Source organism: Methylotenera mobilis JLW8, assembly GCF_000023705.1.
Lineage (GTDB): Bacteria > Pseudomonadota > Gammaproteobacteria > Burkholderiales > Methylophilaceae > Methylotenera > Methylotenera mobilis.
On record NC_012968.1, the window covers coordinates 2,167,505 to 2,188,164 of the forward strand.

19 protein-coding genes are annotated in these 20,660 nt (G+C 47.6%); 5 read left to right on the forward strand and 14 right to left on the reverse strand.

The features are described from left to right. Positions 1-13 precede the first annotated feature (13 nt). The 5 genes from MMOL_RS10080 to MMOL_RS10100 all read left to right on the forward strand — a co-directional run bounded on the left by MMOL_RS10080 (position 14) and on the right by MMOL_RS10100 (position 3,590). Positions 14-970 carry a hypothetical protein gene (locus tag MMOL_RS10080; RefSeq protein WP_015832925.1) on the forward strand — a complete coding sequence of 319 codons (957 nt, stop codon included), beginning with the start codon at positions 14-16 and terminating at the stop codon, positions 968-970. Positions 971-1,167: 197 nt separating this feature from the next. Further along, the gene (argB, locus tag MMOL_RS10085) at positions 1,168-2,052 is read left to right on the forward strand and encodes an acetylglutamate kinase (protein WP_015832926.1); all 885 of its coding nucleotides are present in this window, start codon (positions 1,168-1,170) and stop codon (positions 2,050-2,052) included. Positions 2,053-2,116: 64 nt separating this feature from the next. After that, the gene (locus tag MMOL_RS10090; RefSeq protein WP_015832927.1) at positions 2,117-2,746 is read left to right on the forward strand and encodes a pyrimidine 5'-nucleotidase; all 630 of its coding nucleotides are present in this window, start codon (positions 2,117-2,119) and stop codon (positions 2,744-2,746) included. 29 nt (positions 2,747-2,775) lie between these two features. Next, positions 2,776-3,333: a nucleoid occlusion factor SlmA gene (gene slmA, locus MMOL_RS10095; RefSeq protein WP_015832928.1), complete on the forward strand. Its 558-nt coding sequence runs from the start codon at positions 2,776-2,778 to the stop codon at positions 3,331-3,333. A 35-nt stretch (positions 3,334-3,368) separates the two neighbouring features. Further along, positions 3,369-3,590, forward strand: coding sequence for a DUF2788 domain-containing protein (locus MMOL_RS10100; protein ID WP_015832929.1), 222 nt, complete (start codon positions 3,369-3,371; stop codon positions 3,588-3,590). A gap of 99 nt (positions 3,591-3,689) precedes the next feature. Here MMOL_RS10100 and MMOL_RS10105 read toward each other — a convergent pair whose 3' ends face one another. From MMOL_RS10105 to mraY, 14 genes are all read right to left on the reverse strand, one after another. Beyond that, the gene (locus tag MMOL_RS10105) at positions 3,690-4,898 is read right to left on the reverse strand and encodes a multifunctional CCA addition/repair protein (protein WP_015832930.1); all 1,209 of its coding nucleotides are present in this window, start codon (positions 4,896-4,898) and stop codon (positions 3,690-3,692) included. A gap of 13 nt (positions 4,899-4,911) precedes the next feature. After that, positions 4,912-5,859, reverse strand: a complete 948-nt coding sequence (locus MMOL_RS10110) for a complex I NDUFA9 subunit family protein (RefSeq protein WP_015832931.1) — start codon at positions 5,857-5,859, stop codon at positions 4,912-4,914. A gap of 84 nt (positions 5,860-5,943) precedes the next feature. Continuing rightward, positions 5,944-7,962, reverse strand: coding sequence for a lytic transglycosylase domain-containing protein (locus tag MMOL_RS10115; protein ID WP_015832932.1), 2,019 nt, complete (start codon positions 7,960-7,962; stop codon positions 5,944-5,946). A 289-nt stretch (positions 7,963-8,251) separates the two neighbouring features. After that, on the reverse strand, positions 8,252-9,181 hold the full coding sequence (gene lpxC / locus MMOL_RS10125) for a UDP-3-O-acyl-N-acetylglucosamine deacetylase (RefSeq protein WP_015832934.1): 930 nt from the start codon (positions 9,179-9,181) through the stop codon (positions 8,252-8,254). A 163-nt stretch (positions 9,182-9,344) separates the two neighbouring features. Next, on the reverse strand, positions 9,345-10,523 hold the full coding sequence (gene ftsZ / locus MMOL_RS10130; protein ID WP_015832935.1) for a cell division protein FtsZ: 1,179 nt from the start codon (positions 10,521-10,523) through the stop codon (positions 9,345-9,347). A 94-nt stretch (positions 10,524-10,617) separates the two neighbouring features. Next, positions 10,618-11,856, reverse strand: coding sequence for a cell division protein FtsA (gene ftsA, locus MMOL_RS10135; RefSeq protein WP_015832936.1), 1,239 nt, complete (start codon positions 11,854-11,856; stop codon positions 10,618-10,620). Between the two features lie 19 nt (positions 11,857-11,875). Continuing rightward, entirely contained in the window at positions 11,876-12,703 is an 828-nt protein-coding gene (locus MMOL_RS10140) for a cell division protein FtsQ/DivIB (protein ID WP_015832937.1), read from the reverse strand. Continuing rightward, positions 12,693-13,598, reverse strand: a complete 906-nt coding sequence (locus MMOL_RS10145; protein WP_015832938.1) for a D-alanine--D-alanine ligase — start codon at positions 13,596-13,598, stop codon at positions 12,693-12,695. The genes MMOL_RS10140 and MMOL_RS10145 overlap by 11 nt, the downstream gene beginning before the upstream one ends. Then, positions 13,598-14,488, reverse strand: a complete 891-nt coding sequence (gene murB, locus MMOL_RS10150; RefSeq protein WP_015832939.1) for a UDP-N-acetylmuramate dehydrogenase — start codon at positions 14,486-14,488, stop codon at positions 13,598-13,600. Before murB ends, MMOL_RS10145 begins: the two co-directional genes overlap by 1 nt. After that, complete coding sequence (gene murC, locus MMOL_RS10155) at positions 14,485-15,924, reverse strand: UDP-N-acetylmuramate--L-alanine ligase (RefSeq protein ID WP_015832940.1); 1,440 nt, start codon at positions 15,922-15,924, stop codon at positions 14,485-14,487. The genes murB and murC overlap by 4 nt, the downstream gene beginning before the upstream one ends. Continuing rightward, entirely contained in the window at positions 15,921-17,012 is a 1,092-nt protein-coding gene (gene murG, locus MMOL_RS10160) for an undecaprenyldiphospho-muramoylpentapeptide beta-N-acetylglucosaminyltransferase (protein ID WP_015832941.1), read from the reverse strand. Before murG ends, murC begins: the two co-directional genes overlap by 4 nt. Next, positions 17,009-18,172, reverse strand: a complete 1,164-nt coding sequence (gene ftsW, locus MMOL_RS10165) for a putative lipid II flippase FtsW (protein WP_015832942.1) — start codon at positions 18,170-18,172, stop codon at positions 17,009-17,011. Before ftsW ends, murG begins: the two co-directional genes overlap by 4 nt. Next, a complete protein-coding gene (murD, locus tag MMOL_RS10170) occupies positions 18,169-19,527 on the reverse strand; it encodes a UDP-N-acetylmuramoyl-L-alanine--D-glutamate ligase (RefSeq protein ID WP_015832943.1) in 1,359 nt (452 codons plus the stop codon). Before murD ends, ftsW begins: the two co-directional genes overlap by 4 nt. Before the next feature lie 15 nt (positions 19,528-19,542). After that, positions 19,543-20,646, reverse strand: coding sequence for a phospho-N-acetylmuramoyl-pentapeptide-transferase (gene mraY, locus MMOL_RS10175; RefSeq protein WP_015832944.1), 1,104 nt, complete (start codon positions 20,644-20,646; stop codon positions 19,543-19,545). Positions 20,647-20,660: the final 14 nt, after the last annotated feature.

Consider the following 20,660-nt stretch of genomic DNA (forward strand, 5'->3'; position numbering starts at 1 on the left):
CAGGGGTAAACATATGAAAATGACTTTTTTGCTTAAAGGCATTATAGCCATCAGCATACTGGCAGTTGGCCTCTTATTCATTGATTTGGAAAAGTTAAAGCAAAAAAGAGAACTGATGACCAAGTCTGTTGTTACAGCACCACCAGCCAAAACAGATATTAATAAACCTGTAGAAGAAGAAAAGGCATTTGCATCAATAGAGATTAATTGCCCAGCGCAACTTCCGGATTTAGAGAAGCTATACAAAAGCACCCCGCGGACAAAGATACGATGGGATGCAAAAACCATAGACATAGTACAAGGCTATACCTATTGGTTAGACAAAGGCGTTTTAGAAGAAAAGTCAGGCAAACCTATAGGTAGCCACACACCCATCAACGCACTTAACACCACCTTGTACGCAGCCTTCAACTTTCCCAGCTTGCGTGGTGAAGAAGATAAAAACTTTATAACCGACCGAAGAGAGTATAGGCGTGAGCACAAGGTTGACAAAAAGGTGATGCATTTAATTCCAGAAACAAGAATTGGCATCTCGATTAACTACGTGCCTGATTGGAGTAGATTGCCAATGACGCAGGAAATTAAATTTTGGAAGAGAAGCTATAGAGCCAATTTAACAGCACAACAAAAAGCTCAAGCACGTAAGGAACATGAAATTTGGCTTGATAAAAACCAGCCAATTAATTATGTCGGTGATTCTGAGAAATTTGGTTTACGTGAAATTATTGCTAGGAGAACAGGCATGTTCTATTACGAACCAATTAATAACTCCAATCCAAGTCCTTACGGGCTGTCACGCTTTGCGTGTGCTGGTGCCACTAACCCAGTAAGCGCTTGCATAGGGCATATTAAATTGGATAACGAATATCTGGTCACTTATTCGCTTCCACAGCAATGGATGCCTTGTTGGAAACAAGTAGAAGAAGGCGTGAAGCGCGTAGTTCGCTTAAATACACAAGTCGCAAAATAGCATAAATCTAATTTTGAATTGAAAGATAAATATGGATATCAGTTCAACACTAGAGTTGATAAGTTAGCCAACAGCAGAGAAACAAAGACTTTACAATTACCAACGCAAATCTAAGGCGTTTAGCAAAACATTGTAAACAAAATTTAGTTACAATGACGGAAACCAAATTGACCAAAATTTAAGCTTACGGAAAACTCATGCTAAACCAATCAACCGCTGCAAAAAAAGCAAAGACGCTGGCTGAGGCGTTACCCTATATCAAACGTTTTTTTGATAAAACTATCGTCATTAAATACGGCGGCAACGCCATGACCGATGAGCACTTGAAAGAGTGTTTCGCCAAAGACGTAGTATTGTTGAAGCTGGTTGGGATGAACCCGGTAGTAGTACATGGTGGTGGCCCGCAAATCAACGAAATGCTGGATAAACTGGGTAAAAAAGGCGAGTTTATCCAAGGCATGCGCGTGACCGATGAAGAAACCATGGATGTGGTGGAAATGGTGCTCGGCGGCCAAGTAAACAAAGAGATTGTAAACTTAATCAATCGCCACGGCGGTAAAGCAGTTGGCCTGACTGGCCAGGACGGCAATTTCATTCACGCACACAAGCTCTTGATAGCAGATAAAGATGACGCCACCAAAATGATTGATATTGGGCAAGTCGGCGAGATTTCCGCCATCGACCCTAGCATTATCAACTTTTTAGACACGGGTGACTTTATCCCTGTGGTTGCCCCGATTGGCGTAGGCGCAGACGGCGAAACCTACAATATCAATGCCGACGTGGTAGCTGGCAAATTGGCTGAAATACTGAATGCAGAAAAGCTCATTCTGCTCACCAACACACCGGGCGTACTAGATAAAAATGGCGAGCTACTTACTGGCTTAACACCAAGACAAATTGATGACATGGTGGCAGATGGCACGCTATCTGGCGGCATGCTGCCTAAAATCAGTTCCGCCTTAGATGCCGCACGCAGCGGTGTAAAAGCTGTTCACATTATTGACGGCCGTGTAGAGCACGCCTTGCTGCTAGAAGTACTGACAGATGAAGGCGTAGGAACTTTAATTAAAGCAAAATAAGCGCTAAAACCAAATCAGGGCACGGTTAAACTAACTGTGTCCGACCAACACTCCCATACCACGCATGAGCAGAATCTGGATTTTTGACCTGGACGACACACTGCATAATGCCAGTGCACATATCTTCCCGGTGATGAACCGCAGCATGACGCAATACATCATGAACGAGCTTGCAATGAATGAGCCCGACGCCCACGCATTACGTCAGCACTACTGGCGAATTTATGGCGCCACGCTCAAAGGACTCATGCGCCACCACGGGACAGACCCACATCATTTTCTGCATGAAACCCATCGCCTTGCCAACTTGCCAGACATGGTGATTCAAACCAGACGCCTGAAACACATGCTGAAATCACTCTCAGGACGTAAGTTAGTATTCACCAACGCCCCGCGTAGCTACGCCATGCGAGTGCTGGAATTACTGGGTATCGCAGATCTATTTGAACTGGTTTTCAGTGTGGAATCTACACAATTTCATGCCAAACCGTCGGCGCGTGGCTTTCAGCGCTTACTCCAAACCATTAACGCCCAAGCCAGCGACTGCATTATGCTGGAAGACAGCTTACCCGCACTGATGACAGCTAAGCGCCTAGGCATGAGGACGATTTGGGTATCCAAGCAGTTAAATAAACCAAATTTTGTTGATTATCGCCTAACCTCAGTGTTAGCACTTACTCACATTAAGCTATAATAAAATCAATTATCTGTTAAGGAAATAAAATGGCCGGCGAACGTAAACAGCAAATTTTAGAAACTTTGGCAAAAATGCTGGAATCTCCAAAAAGAGAGAAAATCACAACCGCATCATTAGCCGCAAAATTAGAAGTGAGTGAAGCTGCGCTTTACCGCCATTTTGCAAACAAAGCACAAATGTTTGAAGGTTTGATTTTGTTTATTGAAGAAACCATTTTTGGCCTGATTAACAAAATTAGCAGCGAAGAGCCAGAAGGCCTCAGACAAGTACAGCGCATTGTCACCATGCTCATGGTGTTTGCAGAAAAAAACTCTGGCATGACGCGCGTACTAATTGGCGATGCGCTGGTGAATGAAGATGACAAATTGCAATTACGTATTAACCAACTATATGACCGCATTGAAGTCACACTGAAACAATGTTTGCGTATTGCAGAAACGCAAACCGGTCAGAAGCAAGATGCTGAAGCACAGGCAAACTTAATCGTTTGCTACATTATCGGCCGCTGGAACCAATACGCAAAAAGCGGATTCAAACGCAAACCTACAGAGTTTATTGAGCAACAACTACCTAATTTACTCTAATTAAAAACGAGCCCAACCCTACTTAGGAGATTACGTTGGAAGGCACAATTTTTGGCTTCACTGAAGCACAAATCACTGAATTTGGTATGACATTTGGCGTTGGCGGCTTGATGCTATTAATGTTGTTTATTGTGGGTCATCTGGCTTGGGAGTCAAAAGCCGGCAAATTTGGGGCATTTGTACTGTTTCTGGGGCTGACCTTTGGGCTGGTGGGCTATATTGCTAAGTACTTTATTCAGAACTCGCTGGGCATTTAAACCCAACCCTGTAGCAATCGGCGCAGTTACAGCGCTACTGTTAAAAATTAGCGCTATATCAAGTATTCAAGGCTCGAGAGGCGCTTGATCACTCCGGTGCTAAAGCACGCCTTTAATGGCATTAACTCTGGCATCAAAAATCGCTGCCTTGATTTTTTCCACCTCAGTGTAAGCGCTAGCAATAGCACCCGCATCAATACTCAATGCCGCATCTAATACTTTTAGCATTAAATCCGCAGCAGGTGTAGGGCACTGCTCAAACCCCGTCCTGCCACGGGAATCGGCCTCGCAAGCCTGTAAAAACTCTTTTAGCCTAGATGGCTGGCGGATGGCATCCAGTTGAATCAAGAATTGCAGCAGCGTATCAGGACGCATGGCTAATGACTGATAAAGCTTGCCGTGAAATTTAGTCACCATCAGCGCCAATTCTCTACAGTCATTGGGCACCCGCAAGCGCTTGCATAGGTCTTTTACCAGATGCACTCCACGCTCTTCATGACCGATATGCCTAGGTAAAATATCTTGTGGCGTAGTGCCTTTGCCTAAGTCATGCATTAATGCGGCAAAACGCACCGGCAGCGTAAAATTTTGCTGAGCAGCATAATCCACTACCAACATCACATGCACACCGGTATCCACCTCCGGGTGATATTGAGGAGGCTGCGGCACACCCCACAACTTATCTAACTCTGGCATGATTCTTTGCAATGCGCCGCATGCACGTAATACATTGAACATGCGTGACGGCTGCGATTCCATTAAGCCCTTGGCAATCTCCTGCCATACGCGCTCGACAACCAAGGCATCCACCTCGCCTGCATCAACCATTATCTGCATCAGGCTTAGCGTTTCTGGCGCCACATGAAAATCAGTAAAGCGTGCAGCAAAACGCGCAATACGCAAAATACGCACTGGGTCTTCAACAAAGGCAGCGCTAACGTGGCGCAGGGTTTTGGCTTGAATATCGGCAATACCGTTAAAAGGGTCTACCAGTTCGCCAGACTCGCTTTTGGCAATGGCATTGATAGTGAGGTCACGCCGCGCTAGATCTTGCTCCAAAGTAACCTCTGGCGAGGCATGTACAGCAAAACCCTTATAACCTTTGGCGGTTTTACGCTCGGTACGTGCCAGCGCATACTCTGCCTGAGTAACCGGATGCAAAAACACCGGAAAATCCTTGCCTACTGGCCTAAAGCCGGCTGCCACCATCTGCTCGGGTGTACTGCCGACAACGACATAATCTTTATCTTTAATCGCATAGCCCAGCAACTCGTCTCGTACAGCTCCCCCTACGATATAAGTTTGCATGACGCAGCTAGGATTAGCGTGCTGCCGCACTACGGAAACGGTCATACGCACCGCGTGCGTTACGATCGACCAAGTACTCAGGCAGCACCGCCTCCAATGCACTAGGTTCTACCACTAAAACAGCAGGCAGTGGCTGCTGGCTAACGCTATCAACCTCCATAGACTTGATATTGTCACGTGACATTAACTTAACAGGCAAAAACTCCATGATTAAAGCCTGCACATAGGAAAGTGTATTATTCAAGCCAATAATCGGGCGTTGAATTGACAAGACGTGCATGATTTGCTGCAGCAGTTCACGGAAGGTATACACTTTAGGCCCAGCCAACTCATAAGTCTGACCATAGGTATCCATGTTTTGCAGGCTATTCACAAAACAACTAGCGACATCTTCCACCCAGATTGGTTGAAACTTAGCGTTAGGCTTAGCCAACACGACCACTGGCAACAGCTTAATCAGCGTTGCAAAGAGATTGGTAAATTTATCTCCGCGCCCAAAAATGATGGATGGCTTAAATATGGTGATATTGATTTTGTCCTGCAGTGCTTTTAATGCCGCTTCCCCGGCCGCTTTAGTGCGTAGATACTGGCTAGGTGCATGCTCATGCGCACCCAAGCTGCTCATTTGAATAAGGCGTTTGATGCCCAAATCAGCACAAATCTTGGCCAGTTGCGCCGGCAACTGGTGGTGAATTGCATTAAAACTTGCATGATGGCCTTGATGCAAAATACCAATCAAGTTAATCACAGCGTCAGTTCCCCTAAGTACGGTATTTAAAGCATGGTAATCCAGCACATCACACTCGACCACAGTCACATTAGGTAACAAGAATAAATGCTTGGCTGCCTCTCTTCTGCGCGTCAACACGGTTACTGCATAACCAGCCGCATCCAGCTTGGCAACAATCGCACTACCGACAAATCCTGAACCGCCCAACACACATATTTTGCTTAACTGCATGACTATCCTTCTAACTTAGCTATTTGTTCTAAAAAGATCACTCAACTACTGGAAACTTGGAAAAGCGGCACTAAGTACACAACACTAATCAACGTCCGCCAATATCACCTCTGGCTTGGCTCGCCCTGGAATCGTCCCCATTCTAGCTTTTAATGTCTGCACCGGATAACCGAGTTTAGGTGCATATATCTGTGCGTTTGCCATTACCTTTTGTACATAGCTTCTGGTTTCGCCATAGGGAATAGACTCAATATAAATGGCAGCCTCCATCGGCTCATCAGCCGCCCAGCGCCGTGCACGGCTAGGGCCCGCGTTATATGCCGCGGTGGCCATCACGGCCTGGCCGCTCATGGTTTCCAAGGTATAGCGCATGTAATAGGTACCTATGCCAACGTTGTACTTAAGGTCATGTATCATATCTTGGCTATAGTCGCTCAACCCCATGCGCTGCGCTGCCCATTTAGCGGTAGCCGGCATCAGTTGCATCAGGCCAGAAGCGCCTACTCCAGACTTGGCATAATGCATAAAACGGCTTTCCTGACGGGTTAAACCATAAATCCAAGCCTCATCTACATTCTCATTTAAGGCTGCCGCACGGAATAAATCACGGTAAGGGATGGGATAACGCAAGTTAAAATCATGCAGCTGCTTGGTATTGTCAGCGGTACTAATCGCCACATCGTACCATTTCTGCCGCTGCGCATACTCTGCGGCAGCCAGCAGCTGTTTATCATCATAGTCGCGCGTTACCCACACCCACTCTGCCTTAGCCTCCCAGCGCATATCCTGCTTTTGCAACTCTAGTGCACGTTTAATACCCGGTTGGCTGGCAATCGCCATCACCTCTTGCTCTACTGGTGTATATTGCTGCTGCGGATTATTCACCACGCTGCCCAGCTCCTCTAGTGCTAGCCAGCCATAGTAATGACGCTCGGTAGAAAGTGGGCCTAATATCTTGTTAGCCTCTACCACCATCGACTTCTCTTTTAACGCACGGCCTTTCCAATAGCGCCAGGCGCCCTCTTGCTGTTGCTCCGGTGCCATTTTACCAATGGCATCCAACAACATGTCCCAGTTTTGGGCGCGCATTGCGGCGCGTGCCATCCATGCTAACTGCTCTTTATCTAACGGCGTTTCATTAGCTTTGGCATAGAACTCAAGCGCCTGAGGGTGGTGCGTGCGTGCTGCATGATAAGCAATACGCCCCCATGCAAAAGCAGCATCCTGTGCAGACCAGCGCTCTTGCAAGGACTGATTGACCGCAACCGCCTCTACTATATTGGTACGTGCCAATCTATCTAATGCATATAAATTGACCTCTATATCATCTCTCGCTTTAAACGACGGTGTTTTTAATACTGTTTTTTTATTGTTAATTCTAACTGTCACGGTTTTGCTGGTGAGCAGCAGTTTTGGCGTTTGCTCTGCCACCGCCAGTAACTCTAAGTTGTTTTTATCAAAGTTAGCTAAGCGCGCAACTATGCTCTTGGCCACGCTGAGCTTGCCATCCTGCAAGGCTAGGCGCAACCTTGCCCAGATATCACTCGTCGCTAACGCGCCGGTCTCTTGCATCGCATCAAATAAAGACGTGCAGCTGCTTGGCAAATCTGCCGAGCTCATCCATATTTTCTTAACCTGTGTAGATACTTCCTGACTATCAAACTGATGTTTGCCATATAGCGCATAACACTCCACCGTAGCATCAGTACGTTTGAAGTTTGGGTAGTGTTCAAAAAACAACGCCCAGTCTTGTTTTTTTCCCAGTTTTTTCAGCCATTCACCACGTAAACGGTCTGCAAATACCATGTCTGCATATTGGGTTAAAAATGCCTGCACTTCGGCATTGTCAGCTTGGTCCAGCCTGAGTAGCATTAACCAATAAGCCGCATACGGTGCCAGTATGTATTGCTGACTATTGAGTTGACTAACGTCCTCAGCCAACGCTAATTCATTCTTTTTGGCATAGGCTTCGCGCGCATGGTCAAACAGAGCTTGGTCTGACATTGCAGCAACTTGGCCTGACACTAGCAGTGCGCCCAGGCACAGCTTACTAAGCTGCTTAAGCACTGCTAGTTGGGATAATTTTTCAAATGGATTAAACATACAAATAGGCTAAAGATATAGGATACGACGCAACACAAAAAGGATGGCCGTGACCAGAACCAGAAAGAACGTATATTTAAGGGTTTGCTTGAAATAATACAGATACTTTTTATCGCTTGATAACAAGTACAAGCCTAGCAACACCGTCGCGGTAATCACTAATAAAACGAATATCAGGCGAATCATCAACATATACGCCTCCTCTGCATTATGACTAAACTTGGTTGACTATGTCACCAATAATTTCTTGTGTAATTTCTTGTGATTTTTTGCTTTAACTTACTTTAACTTAATAAGCAGTCTTGGCTAGCAACTGGGCTGGCTGCGACAAAAAAGTAGCGGGCGCATCTTCTTGCTTTTCAAAGGTGGTGTATTCCCACGCTGTGGTATCTTGCATCAACGCGCGCAACAGCTGATTATTCAAAGAGTGTCCGGATTTGTAAGCATAAAAAGCCCCCAAGATTGGATGACCCAACATATACAAATCGCCAATCGCGTCCAACACCTTGTGCTTCACAAACTCATCGTCGTAACGCAGGCCATCCGCATTCAGTACGCGATACTCATCGAGCACAATTGCGTTATCTAGGCTGCCGCCACGCGCCAAGCCATTAGATCGCAAATACTCAACCTCATGCATAAAGCCAAAAGTGCGCGCACGGCTGATTTCTTTAATATAAGAATCGGCGGCAAAATCAATTTTGACGTTATTACCCGAGTTTTCAAACACTGGGTGATTAAAATCAATGGTGAAATCAATTTTAAAGCCATGATAAGGCTCAAACCGCACCCACTTATCGCCCTCTTTTACTTCTATTGTTTTGGTAATACGTATGAATTTTTTTGCAGCGGCTTGCTCAACTAGGCCAGCCTCCTGCAGTAAAAATACAAAAGGGCCTGAGCTTCCATCCATAATCGGAATTTCAGAAGCGTCCACCTCTACATACACATTATCTACACCCAAACCAGCCAGTGCAGACATCACATGCTCAACTGTAGCAACGCGCGCGCCGTTGGCCTCCAGCGCAGAGCACATTCTTGTGTCATGCACTACGCCTGGAGTCGCCACGATTTCATTGGGCTGAGGCAGATCAACCCGTTTGAAAACAATACCAGTGTCAGGTGCAGCAGGGCGCAGGGTAAGAGTAACCTTTTCGCCATTGTGCAATCCAACGCCTGTGGCGCTTATCGCTTTTTTAAGTGTACGTTGCTTTAACATGCCTAATCAATTTCCATTCTCTAAGTTTCTGTGCGCGCACTTACCAGCTATCAAAACTTAACTATTTGCCTTACGAATCAGTTAAATAATAACATAATTCATGGCGACAGCCTTTCGCTGGCTACATAGCCTTATCCACACTTGAAGCTTAGTGCAATGTTACTTAGTCAGCTTGTTTGCGCAAAAATGCTGGGATGTCATATTCTTCAACCCCTGACATTTTCATCGCTTCCACTTGCGCACGGCGGCTGTTTGAACCAAATACTGCCGGTGCTTCATCATCGGTAGCGATATTGGCATTACCAACAAAAATCGGTTGGTTAGTCGTACCATCACGCACCACTTGTTGTGGCATTACACGTAACTCTGGTTTTTGTTGACGGCGTTGTGCACCAGTCAAGCCAGTTGCCACCATCGTTACACGCAGACCATCACCCATGCTGTCATCAAACACATTACCTACAATCACGGTCGCATCTTCTGCGGTGAACTCTTTAATGGTGTTCATCACATCGTAGTACTCTTTCATTTTGAAAGCAGTTGATGTGGTGATATTCACTAAAACGCCACGCGCGTTCGCCAAGTTGACATCTTCCAGCAATGGGCTTGCTACCGCTTGTTCAGCTGCGATACGTGCACGGTCCGGACCGGTTGCCAATGCAGAACCCATCATCGCCATCCCCATTTCAGACATGACAGTGCGTACGTCTGCAAAGTCCACGTTCACCATACCTGCGCAATTGATGATTTCAGCAATGCCAGATACTGCGTTGTGCAATACATCGTTTGCGGCTCTAAATGCTTCTAGGAACGGTACATCTTCGCCCAATACTTCCATCAATTTCTCATTTGGAATCACAATCAGTGAGTCCACATACTTTGATAACTCATCTAGACCATCAGATGCCACTTTAGTGCGTTTCCCTTCAAATGAGAAAGGCTTAGTCACGACTGCAACCGTTAAAATACCCATCTCTTTCGCGATTTGTGCAATCACAGGTGCAGCGCCGGTACCAGTACCACCACCCATACCAGCCGTGATAAACAGCATATCGGCGCCATCGATTAACTCTGCAATTGCGTCACGGTCTTCCAAAGCAGCTTCACGGCCTACTTCTGGTTTAGCACCAGCGCCCAAACCGCGCGTCATTGCCTCACCAATTTGCAATACAGTTTTTGCTTGGCTCTTTTTCAAAGCTTGCATATCGGTATTGGCGCAAATAAATTCAACACCGCCCACATTTTTTTCAATCATGTGTGCCACTGCATTGCCACCGCAACCACCCACACCGATGACCTTAATCACGGCTTCTTGCGAATTTTTTTCCATAATCTCAAACATTTTATTGCCTCCTCTTTTTAGCGTTCACTTTAACTGTTACTTCTGCCTTACTACTTTTCACTGCTAAACACTTACTGCTACTTACAAATTACTTTTAAAAGTTACCTTGAAACCAGCTCTTCATTCTTTCTAAAATGCGTCCGAATGAACTTGATTCCATCTGACCGGTTAAATGGCGCTCCAACTGCTGCTTGCCCATTAACACTAGGCCTACACCAGTGGCATACCTTGGATTGCTTACCACTTCTGACAAGCCGCCCACATAACGTGGCATACCTAAACGTACCGGCATATGGAATATTTCTTCACCCAATTCCACCATGCCGCGCATCATGGCGGAACCGCCAGTGATAACGATGCCTGATGCAATCATGTCTTCCATGCCGCTACGGCGTAATTCATTCAGCACCAACTCATAGAGCTCCACCACACGTGGCTCTAACACCTCAGCCAATGTCTGTACAGATAGCTGACGTGGATCCCTACCGTCTACTCCTGGCACTTCCACCACTTCACGTGGGTCAGCTAACTGGCGTAATGCGCAGCCGTGCTTGATCTTGATATCTTCTGCTGACTGCGTAGGGGTACGGAAAGCTACCGCTACATCATTGGTCATTTGGTCACCCGCGATAGGCACCACCGCGGTATGGCGAATCGCGCCTTGTTTGAACACTGCAATATCCGTAGTACCGCCGCCAATGTCTACCAGGCAAACACCTAGCTCTTTTTCATCTTCAGTCAGCACAGCCAGGCTAGAAGCCAAAGGCTGCAAGATCAAATCACTGACCTCAATGCCGCAACGTTTAATGCACTTCACGATATTTTGCGCCGCGGCTACCGCACCGGTCACGATATGCACTTTCACTTCCAACTTCATGCCACTCATGCCTAATGGCTCACGTACATCTTCTTGGCCATCGATGATGAATTCTTGGGTCAGGATATGCAGAATCTGCTGATCGGCTGGCAGTGCAATCGCACGTGCAGTTTCAATCACGCGGTCTACGTCCATTTGCGAAACTTCAGCATCCTTAATCTTCACCATGCCGTGTGAATTCAGGCTCTTGATATGGCTGCCAGCGATGCCGGTAAACACGTTATTGATTTTGCAATCAGCCATCAGCTCAGCTTCTTCCAATGCGCGCTGAATTGACTGCATCGTAGATTCGATATTCACTACAACGCCTTTTTTCAAGCCGCGTGATACATGCTGACCTAAGCCGATTACCTTCAACGTACCTTCTGGCTGCAACTCAGCAACAATCGCCACAATTTTTGATGTGCCAATATCCAAGCCTACAATCAAATTCTTATCTTCTTTAATTCTGCTCATTCTTCATCCCTTCCGTGAATTAGGTCACGGTTCCCGTACGTTTTTTCACTGTGTCGCTTTTCATCGCCTTGCTATCGCTAGCGCTTGGTTTTACTGCCTCTACCGCTTTTTGGCTGCCATCCGCACTAGCAACTTTTCCCGTATTCACTACCGCTGTCGGCCTACGTACCGCAAAACCGCTGGGATAACGTAAATCTACATAAGTAATTTTTTTATTCAGCCCTACCAAAGTACTGCTATAAATATTGGCAAACTTCTCCAATCTCGGCTGCATTTCCACTCGGCCCAGCTCCAGCACGATGCCGTTGGTGGTTGTCACCTGCCAAGCACGTCTTGGCGTTAACGCTAGCGTTGCCACTTCTAAATTAGCGCTTTGTAGCACTTTATTTAACGAGTCATATTGTGATGCCACTTCAATCACGCCGTTATCTGGCCCGTAAAACACTGGCAAATCACTGCCAGAAGCCGCATGAAACAATTCACCCTGCTTATTCACCAACGCCGTGCTACCCCAGCGCGCCAGTGCCTCATGCTCTTCAATCACCACTTCCAACTTATCTGGCCAGCGGCGACGCACACTCACACTGCGTGCCCAAGGTAACTTTTCAAACGCATCGCGGGCATTGATTAAATCCAGCGTAAAAAAGTTACCTTTTAAATGCTTGGCGACAATCAGCTTCACCTGTTCACGGCTTACATGGTGCAGCTCACCGTCCACCTTCACTTCGCGTAGCGGAAAAATCGGCAAATGTACCACCACATATACCGCTGCGTATAGCATCACTACCATACTGATGGCGTACAGTAGGTTAGCTATCCAGTTCAGTAATGCAGGTTTATCCCACATGCGCTAATCTCAACACGCTTACCACTAACTCATCAAAGCTGATACCTGCAGCTTTTGCTGCCATCGGCACCAGGCTATGGTCTGTCATACCTGGGCTGGTATTCACTTCTAAAAAGTAATGTTTACCGGCTTCATCCATCAAGAAATCCACGCGACCCCAGCCTTGGCAACCGATGGTATTGAATGCCAATAATGCTTCTTGCTGAATCTGTGCTTCTTTTTCTGCACTTAAACCGCATGGGCATCTGTACTCAGTGTCATCGCGCAAGTACTTCGCCTCAAAATCATAGAACTCGTTTTTAGGCACGATGCGCACAATCGGCAAAGCTTGATCGCCTAAAATACCAACGGTATATTCGCCGCCACCTACAAACTGCTCAGCAATGACTAGCGGGTCAGATTTTGCCGCAAGCTCGTATGCGGCTTTCAAGCCGCCGGTTTGCTTCACTTTACTAATACCAATGCTGGAGCCTTCGTTCGCCGGTTTTACAAACAATGGCAAACCTAGTCTTTGCTCAATTGCCTCAAAATCAGAGTCAGCACTTACTAACTCAAAGGCTGGTGTACTCACACCAGCGGCTGACCACATCATTTTGGTACGCCATTTATCCATGCCAATAGCAGATGCCATCACGCCGCTGCCGGTGTACGGAATGCCCAGCAGTTCTAAAGCACCCTGCATAGCGCCATCTTCACCAAAGCGCCCGTGCAATGAAATCATGGCGGTATCAAATGACTCCAAGTCATGCAATGGCCGTGTGGCAGGGTCAAACGCGTGCGCATCTACACCTTGTCTTTGCAGTGCAGCAAGCACAGCTGTGCCGCTCTTCAGCGAAACTTCACGCTCGCCAGACTTACCACCTAACAACACTGCTACTTTTCCAAAATCCTGCATTATTCTCTTACCTCTAATTCGCCTAGCACTTTAACTTCCTGTTGCAGTGCCACGCCTTGTTTTTCTAATACTGTTTCGCGCATATGCTGAATCAACAGCTCAATATCCAGCGCATTCGCACCGCCAATATTCACAATGAAATTGGCATGCTTTTCTGACACTTGCGCCCCACCAATAATGTAGCCTTTTAAACCACTGGCCTCGATTAGCCTTGCAGCAAAGTCGCCCGGCGGGTTTCTAAAGGTAGAACCTGCACTTGGCTGATTCAGCGGTTGTGAAGCTAAACGCTTTGCCAGTAAAGTTTTAATTTTCTGTGCTGACTCCTGCGCATCACCTTGTGCCAATCTCAACCATGCCGCGATAAACCACTCATCCGCCACTGGCATATCGATATGCCGATAACTAGGGATAAAAGCTGCCGCATCACGTGTATTCAATTCACCGCTTTTATTAATCGTGGTCACACGCTGCACTACATTCCAAGTTTCGCTGCCATAGCAACCTGCATTCATCGCCAGTGCGCCGCCCAGCGTGCCTGGAATACCGGCAAAGAACTCAGCGCCTTGCTTCGCTTCTTTCGCGCAGAATTTGGCCAATTTGGCACAAGTTACACCAGCTTCCGCGTAGACGGCATCGCCATCCATTTGCAGTGTGGTTAATACGTTATGCATTAACACCACTGTGCCGCGTATACCGCCATCACGCACTAGCAGGTTAGAACCCAGCCCAATAAAATAAGTAGGCTCAGCTTCATCTTGGCTGCGCAAAAATGCACTTAGGTCTTCCAAACTCTCAGGAATATAAAATTGATCTGCACGACCACCGACACGCCAGCTGGTGTAGCGCGCCATTGGTTCGTTTAAGAGCAATTTCCCTTTCAGTTGGCTCATGCTGCGGCCACCCCTTGCGACGCTTTCGCTGCTTGCAACTCTTTCGTTTTTAAAGCCACCTGACCGATAGAACCTGCACCCATCACGATCACCACGTCATCAGCATGTGCAATATCCAAAATCGCCTGTGGTAATTCATCCGTGGTTTCTACAAATAACGGCTCCACCTTACCCGCTACGCGAATCGCGCGGATCAATGAGCGCGTATCGGCAGCCACAATCGAGGCTTCGCCCGCTGAGTAAACTTCGGTCAGCAGTACCACATCGGCACTCGATAGCACGCGCACGAAGTCTTCAAAGCAATCCCTAGTCCGCGTATAACGATGCGGCTGGAATGCCATGACTAGACGTCGATTTGGGAACGCACCGCGTGCCGCTGCGATGACCGCCTGCATCTCTACTGGGTGATGGCCGTAGTCATCAATCAAGGTAAAGGTGCCAGCGCTCGCTGCATTGCGTGGCATGGCTGGCACTTCACCATAACGCTCAAAACGGCGGCCTACGCCTTTAAACTCTTTTAGTGCTTTAATAATGGCGGCATCCGGCACATTTAACTCACTAGCAATCGCAATCGCTGCCAGTGCGTTTAACACATAGTGATTGCCAGGCAGGTTCAAGGTCACATCAAACTCTGTGGTCACACCGTTAATGCGCTGCACCGTAAAATGCATCTTGCCGTCATCGGCGCGTACGTTCTTAGCGCGGATACGTGCATCTTCGCTCAAACCATAAGTCATCACCGGCTTAGTGACGCGTGGCAATATTTCGCGAATATTGGCGTCATCCACACACACCACGGCCATGCCCCAAAACGGCAGCTGCTGCAGAAACTCGACAAACGCGCTTTTCAGTTTTTCAAAGCTGTGCTCATAAGTGTCCATGTGATCTTGGTCAATATTGGTCACCACCGCCATCACTGGTGTCAGGTGTAAAAATGACGCATCAGACTCATCGGCCTCGGCAACGATATAATCACCAGTACCTAATTTCGCATTGGCATTAGCCGCCTCTAACTTGCCGCCAATCACAAAGGTCGGGTCCATACCGGCTTCGCCCAAAATGCTGGCAATCAAGCTAGTCGTAGTGGTTTTACCGTGGGTACCTGCCACCGCAATGCCCTGTTTAAAGCGCATTAACTCCGCCAACATTAATGCACGTGGCACGACTGGGATTTTCTTCGCACGTGCCGCTTTCACTTCCGGGTTCGCCTCGTTCACCGCAGAGGACACGACTACCACATCAGCATCCTTCACGTTTTCTGCTTCGTGGCCTTGATATACGGTGGCACCAAATGCAGCCAAGCGTTTGGTAGTTGCGTTTGCAGCTAAATCTGAACCGCTGACGCTGAAGTCCAAGTTAATCAACACTTCAGCAATGCCGCTCATGCCTGAGCCGCCTATGCCTACAAAATGTACATTTTTTACTTTATGTTTCATTTCGCGACTCCTTGCTCTGCCATTTGTACGCAAACTTTTGCCACATCAGCAGTGGCTTCTGGCTTGCCCAAAGCACGTGCTTTTTGGGCCATGTCCAGACACTGCTCACGACTTAATTCTTTTAAGATTTTTGCCAATTTATCTACACTCAATTCTTTCTGTTGCACCAAAATTGTGGCGCCTGCATCTGCTAAATACTGAGCGTTACCAGTTTGATGATCGTCCACCGCAAATGGAAACGGCACCATCATAGAACCTAAGCCCGCAGCGGAAATCTCAGCCACGGTGAGTGCGCCTGAACGGCAAATTACAAAATCTGCCCAGGCGTACATCTCTGCCATGTTTTCAATATAAGCACGCGCATCTGCCGTCACACCTGCTTGTTTATAATTGTTCTGTAATACTTCAATATGCTTCACACCCGCCTGATGCACCACTTGCGGACGTTCCGCTTCTGGCAACGTCGCCAACGCCTGTGGGATCACCTCGTTCAGCGCTTGCGCGCCTAAGCTACCACCAACAATCAACAAGCGCAGTGCACCACTTCTATTTACAAAGCGTTGTGCTGGCGGTGCAATGTTTGAAATATCCGCACGCACCGGGTTACCCAATAAGGCAGCCTTGGCTCCAAATGCCGCAGGAAACGCCGCTAAAACACGCGTAGCCACTGTTGCCAGCACTTTATTAGTTAAGCCAGCCACCGAGTTTTGCTCATGTATCACCAGTGGACGGCCTTGCAAGCGCGCCATCAAACCGCCAGGAAATGCGGCAAAACCACCCATGCCTAGCACTACGTCAGGCTTAAATTGGTTAAGCGCAGTTAAACTCTGCTTAAACGCAGTGATTAACTTCACTGGCAACAACAGCCAGCCCAGCAAACCTTTACCACGCACACCCTGCATAGTAATCATGGCTTTATCGTAGGGTTTTCCTGCGATCAGCTTGTTTTCCATGCCGCCTTCGGTGCATAGCCAAACGACATTCCAGCCTTGGCTTTGCAATGCATCGGCCACAGCCATTGCAGGGTAAACATGGCCACCGGTACCGCCAGCCATCACCATTAAAGTTTTAGCAGTTGCTTGACTCATGCTGGCAACCCTTTTTGCAAACGACGATTTTCAAAATCAATACGCAGCAATATGGCCAGCGCAATGCAGTTGGCTAAAATGCCGCTGCCGCCAAACGACATCAAAGGCAACGTCAAGCCTTTGGTTGGCAGCAAGCCCATATTCACGCCCATATTGATAATGCTTTGCACGCCTATCCACACACCTAAACCTTGCGCCAGTAAGGCCGAGAAGTAACGCTCATTCTCTATTGCCTCTTTGGCGATACCGAATGCGCGAATCAATATCCACATAAACAGACCAATTACCGTGAGCACGCCAACAAAGCCTAGCTCTTCTGCTACTACGGCCAATAAGAAGTCGGTATGCGCCTCTGGCAGATACAGCAATTTTTCTACGCTGCCGCCTAAGCCAACGCCAAACCATTCGCCGCGGCCAAATGCAATCAGCGCATGGGATAACTGATAACCTTTGCCGTAAGGGTCGGCCCAAGGGTCCATAAAACCGATAACGCGCTCTAGGCGGTATGGTGAACTCCAGATCAGGAACACAAAACCAACCACCAGCAACACAATCAAACCGCCAAAAATACGTGCATTGATACCACCCAACCACAGGATAGAAATCGAAATCGCCGCAATCACGGCAAACGCACCGAAATCCGGCTCATTCAATAACAAACCGCCGACCAGCAGCATCACCATTAACATCGGCATAAAGCCTTTAGTAAAGCTATCCATCACCGCCGCTTTACGCACGGTGTAATCTGCCACATACATGGCTGCAAATAGCTTCATAAACTCAGATGGCTGCAAGTTAATTACAAACAAAGACAACCAACGGCGGCTACCGCCAACCACTTTGCCAATACCAGGGATAAGCACCAGCACCAGTAATGCCAAGCCAACTAAAAATAGGTAAGGCGCCATTTTTTGCCACCAAGCCATCGGCACGTTAAAAGCCACAAAGCCGACGCTTAAGCTCACCACTAAGAATATGGCCTGACGTACCAAGTAATAACTGCTGTTATAGCCCAGCGCTTTATCTGACTCGGCAATCGCAATCGATGCTGAATACACCATGACCAAACCCAGCCCAAGCAAAATAAGGGTGACCCACAGCAAGCTCTGATCGTAGCTTGGTGAGTTAATGCGATCACGGTTCAACATGGCGGTAATCATGCGACATGCTCCATACGTTTCACCGCCGCCACAAACACCTCGGCACGGTGTACATAGTTTTTAAACATGTCAAAACTGGCGCAAGCTGGCGACAGCAGTACAGCATCTCCGGTCTGTGCCAATTTTTGCGCTATCGTCACTGCTTCCGGCAAATCTGCCGCGTGGTACATAGGCACATTGGTTGATAGTAACTCTGCTTCAATCAGCGGCGCATCGCGGCCGATTAACACCACGGCGCGAGCATTGGTACTCACAGCCTCTTTCAACGGTGAAAAGTCCTGACCCTTACCTTCACCGCCGGCAATCAGCACCACTTTTTGTGACAAGCCGGACAAAGCCGCGCAGGTTGCACCTACATTAGTGCCTTTTGAGTCATCGTAATAATCTACGTCATCAATATTGGCAACCCACTCCACGCGGTGCGGCAAGCCTTTAAAGTTATATAAGGTCTGAATAATCGGCGCAAAATCCAAGCCTATGCCACGGCACAATGCCATGGCTGCCAATGCGTTGCTGGCGTTATGCAAGCCGGCGATTTTCAGGTCGCGAATATTCATTAAGTCATGCGTGCCACAGCTTAGCCATGTCTCGCCATTCACTTGTTTAATGCCATAGTCTTGCTCGGCTACAACATCATCCAGGCCAAATGTCACTTGCGCTAACTTCGCTCTAGCCATCATCAAGCTCCAGGCATCATCGCGATTCAGCACCTGCAATTTTGCATGATAAAAAATATGGGCTTTGGCTACCGCGTAGCTTTGCATGCTGTCGTATCTATCCATATGGTCTTCAGATAGATTCAGCATAGTGGCAGCGTCTGCGAGCAGGCTATTGGTGGTTTCGAGTTGAAAACTTGAAAGCTCCAGCACATAAACATCCGGCGTTTCCATACTTAAAGTATCAAGCACAGGCAGGCCGATATTGCCGGCCACAATCGTTTTCAAGCCTGCCGATTTGCACATCTCGCCCACTAGCGTAGTGACAGTGGTTTTACCGTTAGCGCCGGTAATGGCAATCAGTTTGGCACTGGTTGGGCGATATTGTGCAAATAGCTCCACATCACCCACAACAGGTATACCGCGTTGTATCGCGGCTTGAATCTCAGGCTCGCTCAATGGCACACCCGGGCTAATCACCGCTAAATCTACGCCATCAAACACCGTTGGTGTCAAAGCACCGACGTACACAACAACATTAGGCAACTCTGCTTTTAATACATCCAAGCCTGGCGGTACTGCGCGCGTATCAGCCACAGACAAGCGTGCGCCTTGGCTATGTAGCCAGCGCAATGCAGATAGGCCGGTATCACCCAGACCTAGCACTAATACTTTTTTGTCTTTTAACGCGATTTGCATGTTTAAATTCACTAATTACCTAATTTTCAAACTGGCAAGACCAATCAACACCAGCATCATGCTGATGATCCAGAAGCGCACCACCACCTGCGTTTCTTTCCAGCCTTTTTGCTCATAGTGGTGATGCAGTGGCGCCATCAAGAAGATGCGTTTCCCGGTACCGGTTTTATATTTGGTGTATTTGAAGTAAGTCACCTGCGCCGCAACCGAGAGTGTTTCCATCACAAACACGCCACCCATGATGAATAAGATAACTTCTTGACGCACCACCACAGCCACAATGCCTAACGCCGCGCCCAGTGCCAGCGCACCTACATCACCCATAAACACTTCAGCTGGGTAAGCGTTAAACCATAAGAAGCCCAAGCCTGCGCCTACCATGGCAGCACAAAATACAGTGAGTTCACCCGCACCTGGCACATAGGCAATACTTAAGTATCTGGAGAAATACAAGTGACCGGTCACATAGGCAAAAATCGCCAAGGCACCCGCCACCATTACTGTTGGCATAATCGCCAAACCATCTAAACCATCAGTCAGGTTGACTGCATTGCTGCTGCCTACCACCACTAGGTAAGTGAGCACAATAAAACCTAGGCCGCTGAGTGGTACCACTAGATTTTTAAAGAATGGAATCAGCAATGTCGTTTCTGCTGGGGTGGCAGCAGTCTGCTGCAAAAACACCGCCACACTGAGGCCGACCACGGACTGCCAAAAGTATTTTTCTTTTGCTGATAAGCCTTTAGGATTGCGATGCACGACCTTGCGCCAGTCATCTACCCAGCCAATCACGCCAAAACCTAATGTAGTAAATAACACCACCCACACAAAGCGATTACTCAAGTCTGCCCACAACAAGGTTGAAATCGCAATAGACACTAGAATCAGGGCGCCACCCATGGTTGGAGTGCCAGCTTTAATCAAATGGGTTTGTGGGCCATCATCACGCACAGCCTGACCTACTTTATATTGGGTTAATTTGCGAATTAAAGTTGGTCCCACCATCAATGAAATCACTAATGCAGTAAGCGTGGCCAACACCGCACGTAAGGTAATGTAGTTAAATACATTAAAACCTCGGATATCATGTGCTAACCATTGTGCTAGTTCTAGTAACATTTTCTTTCTCCCAA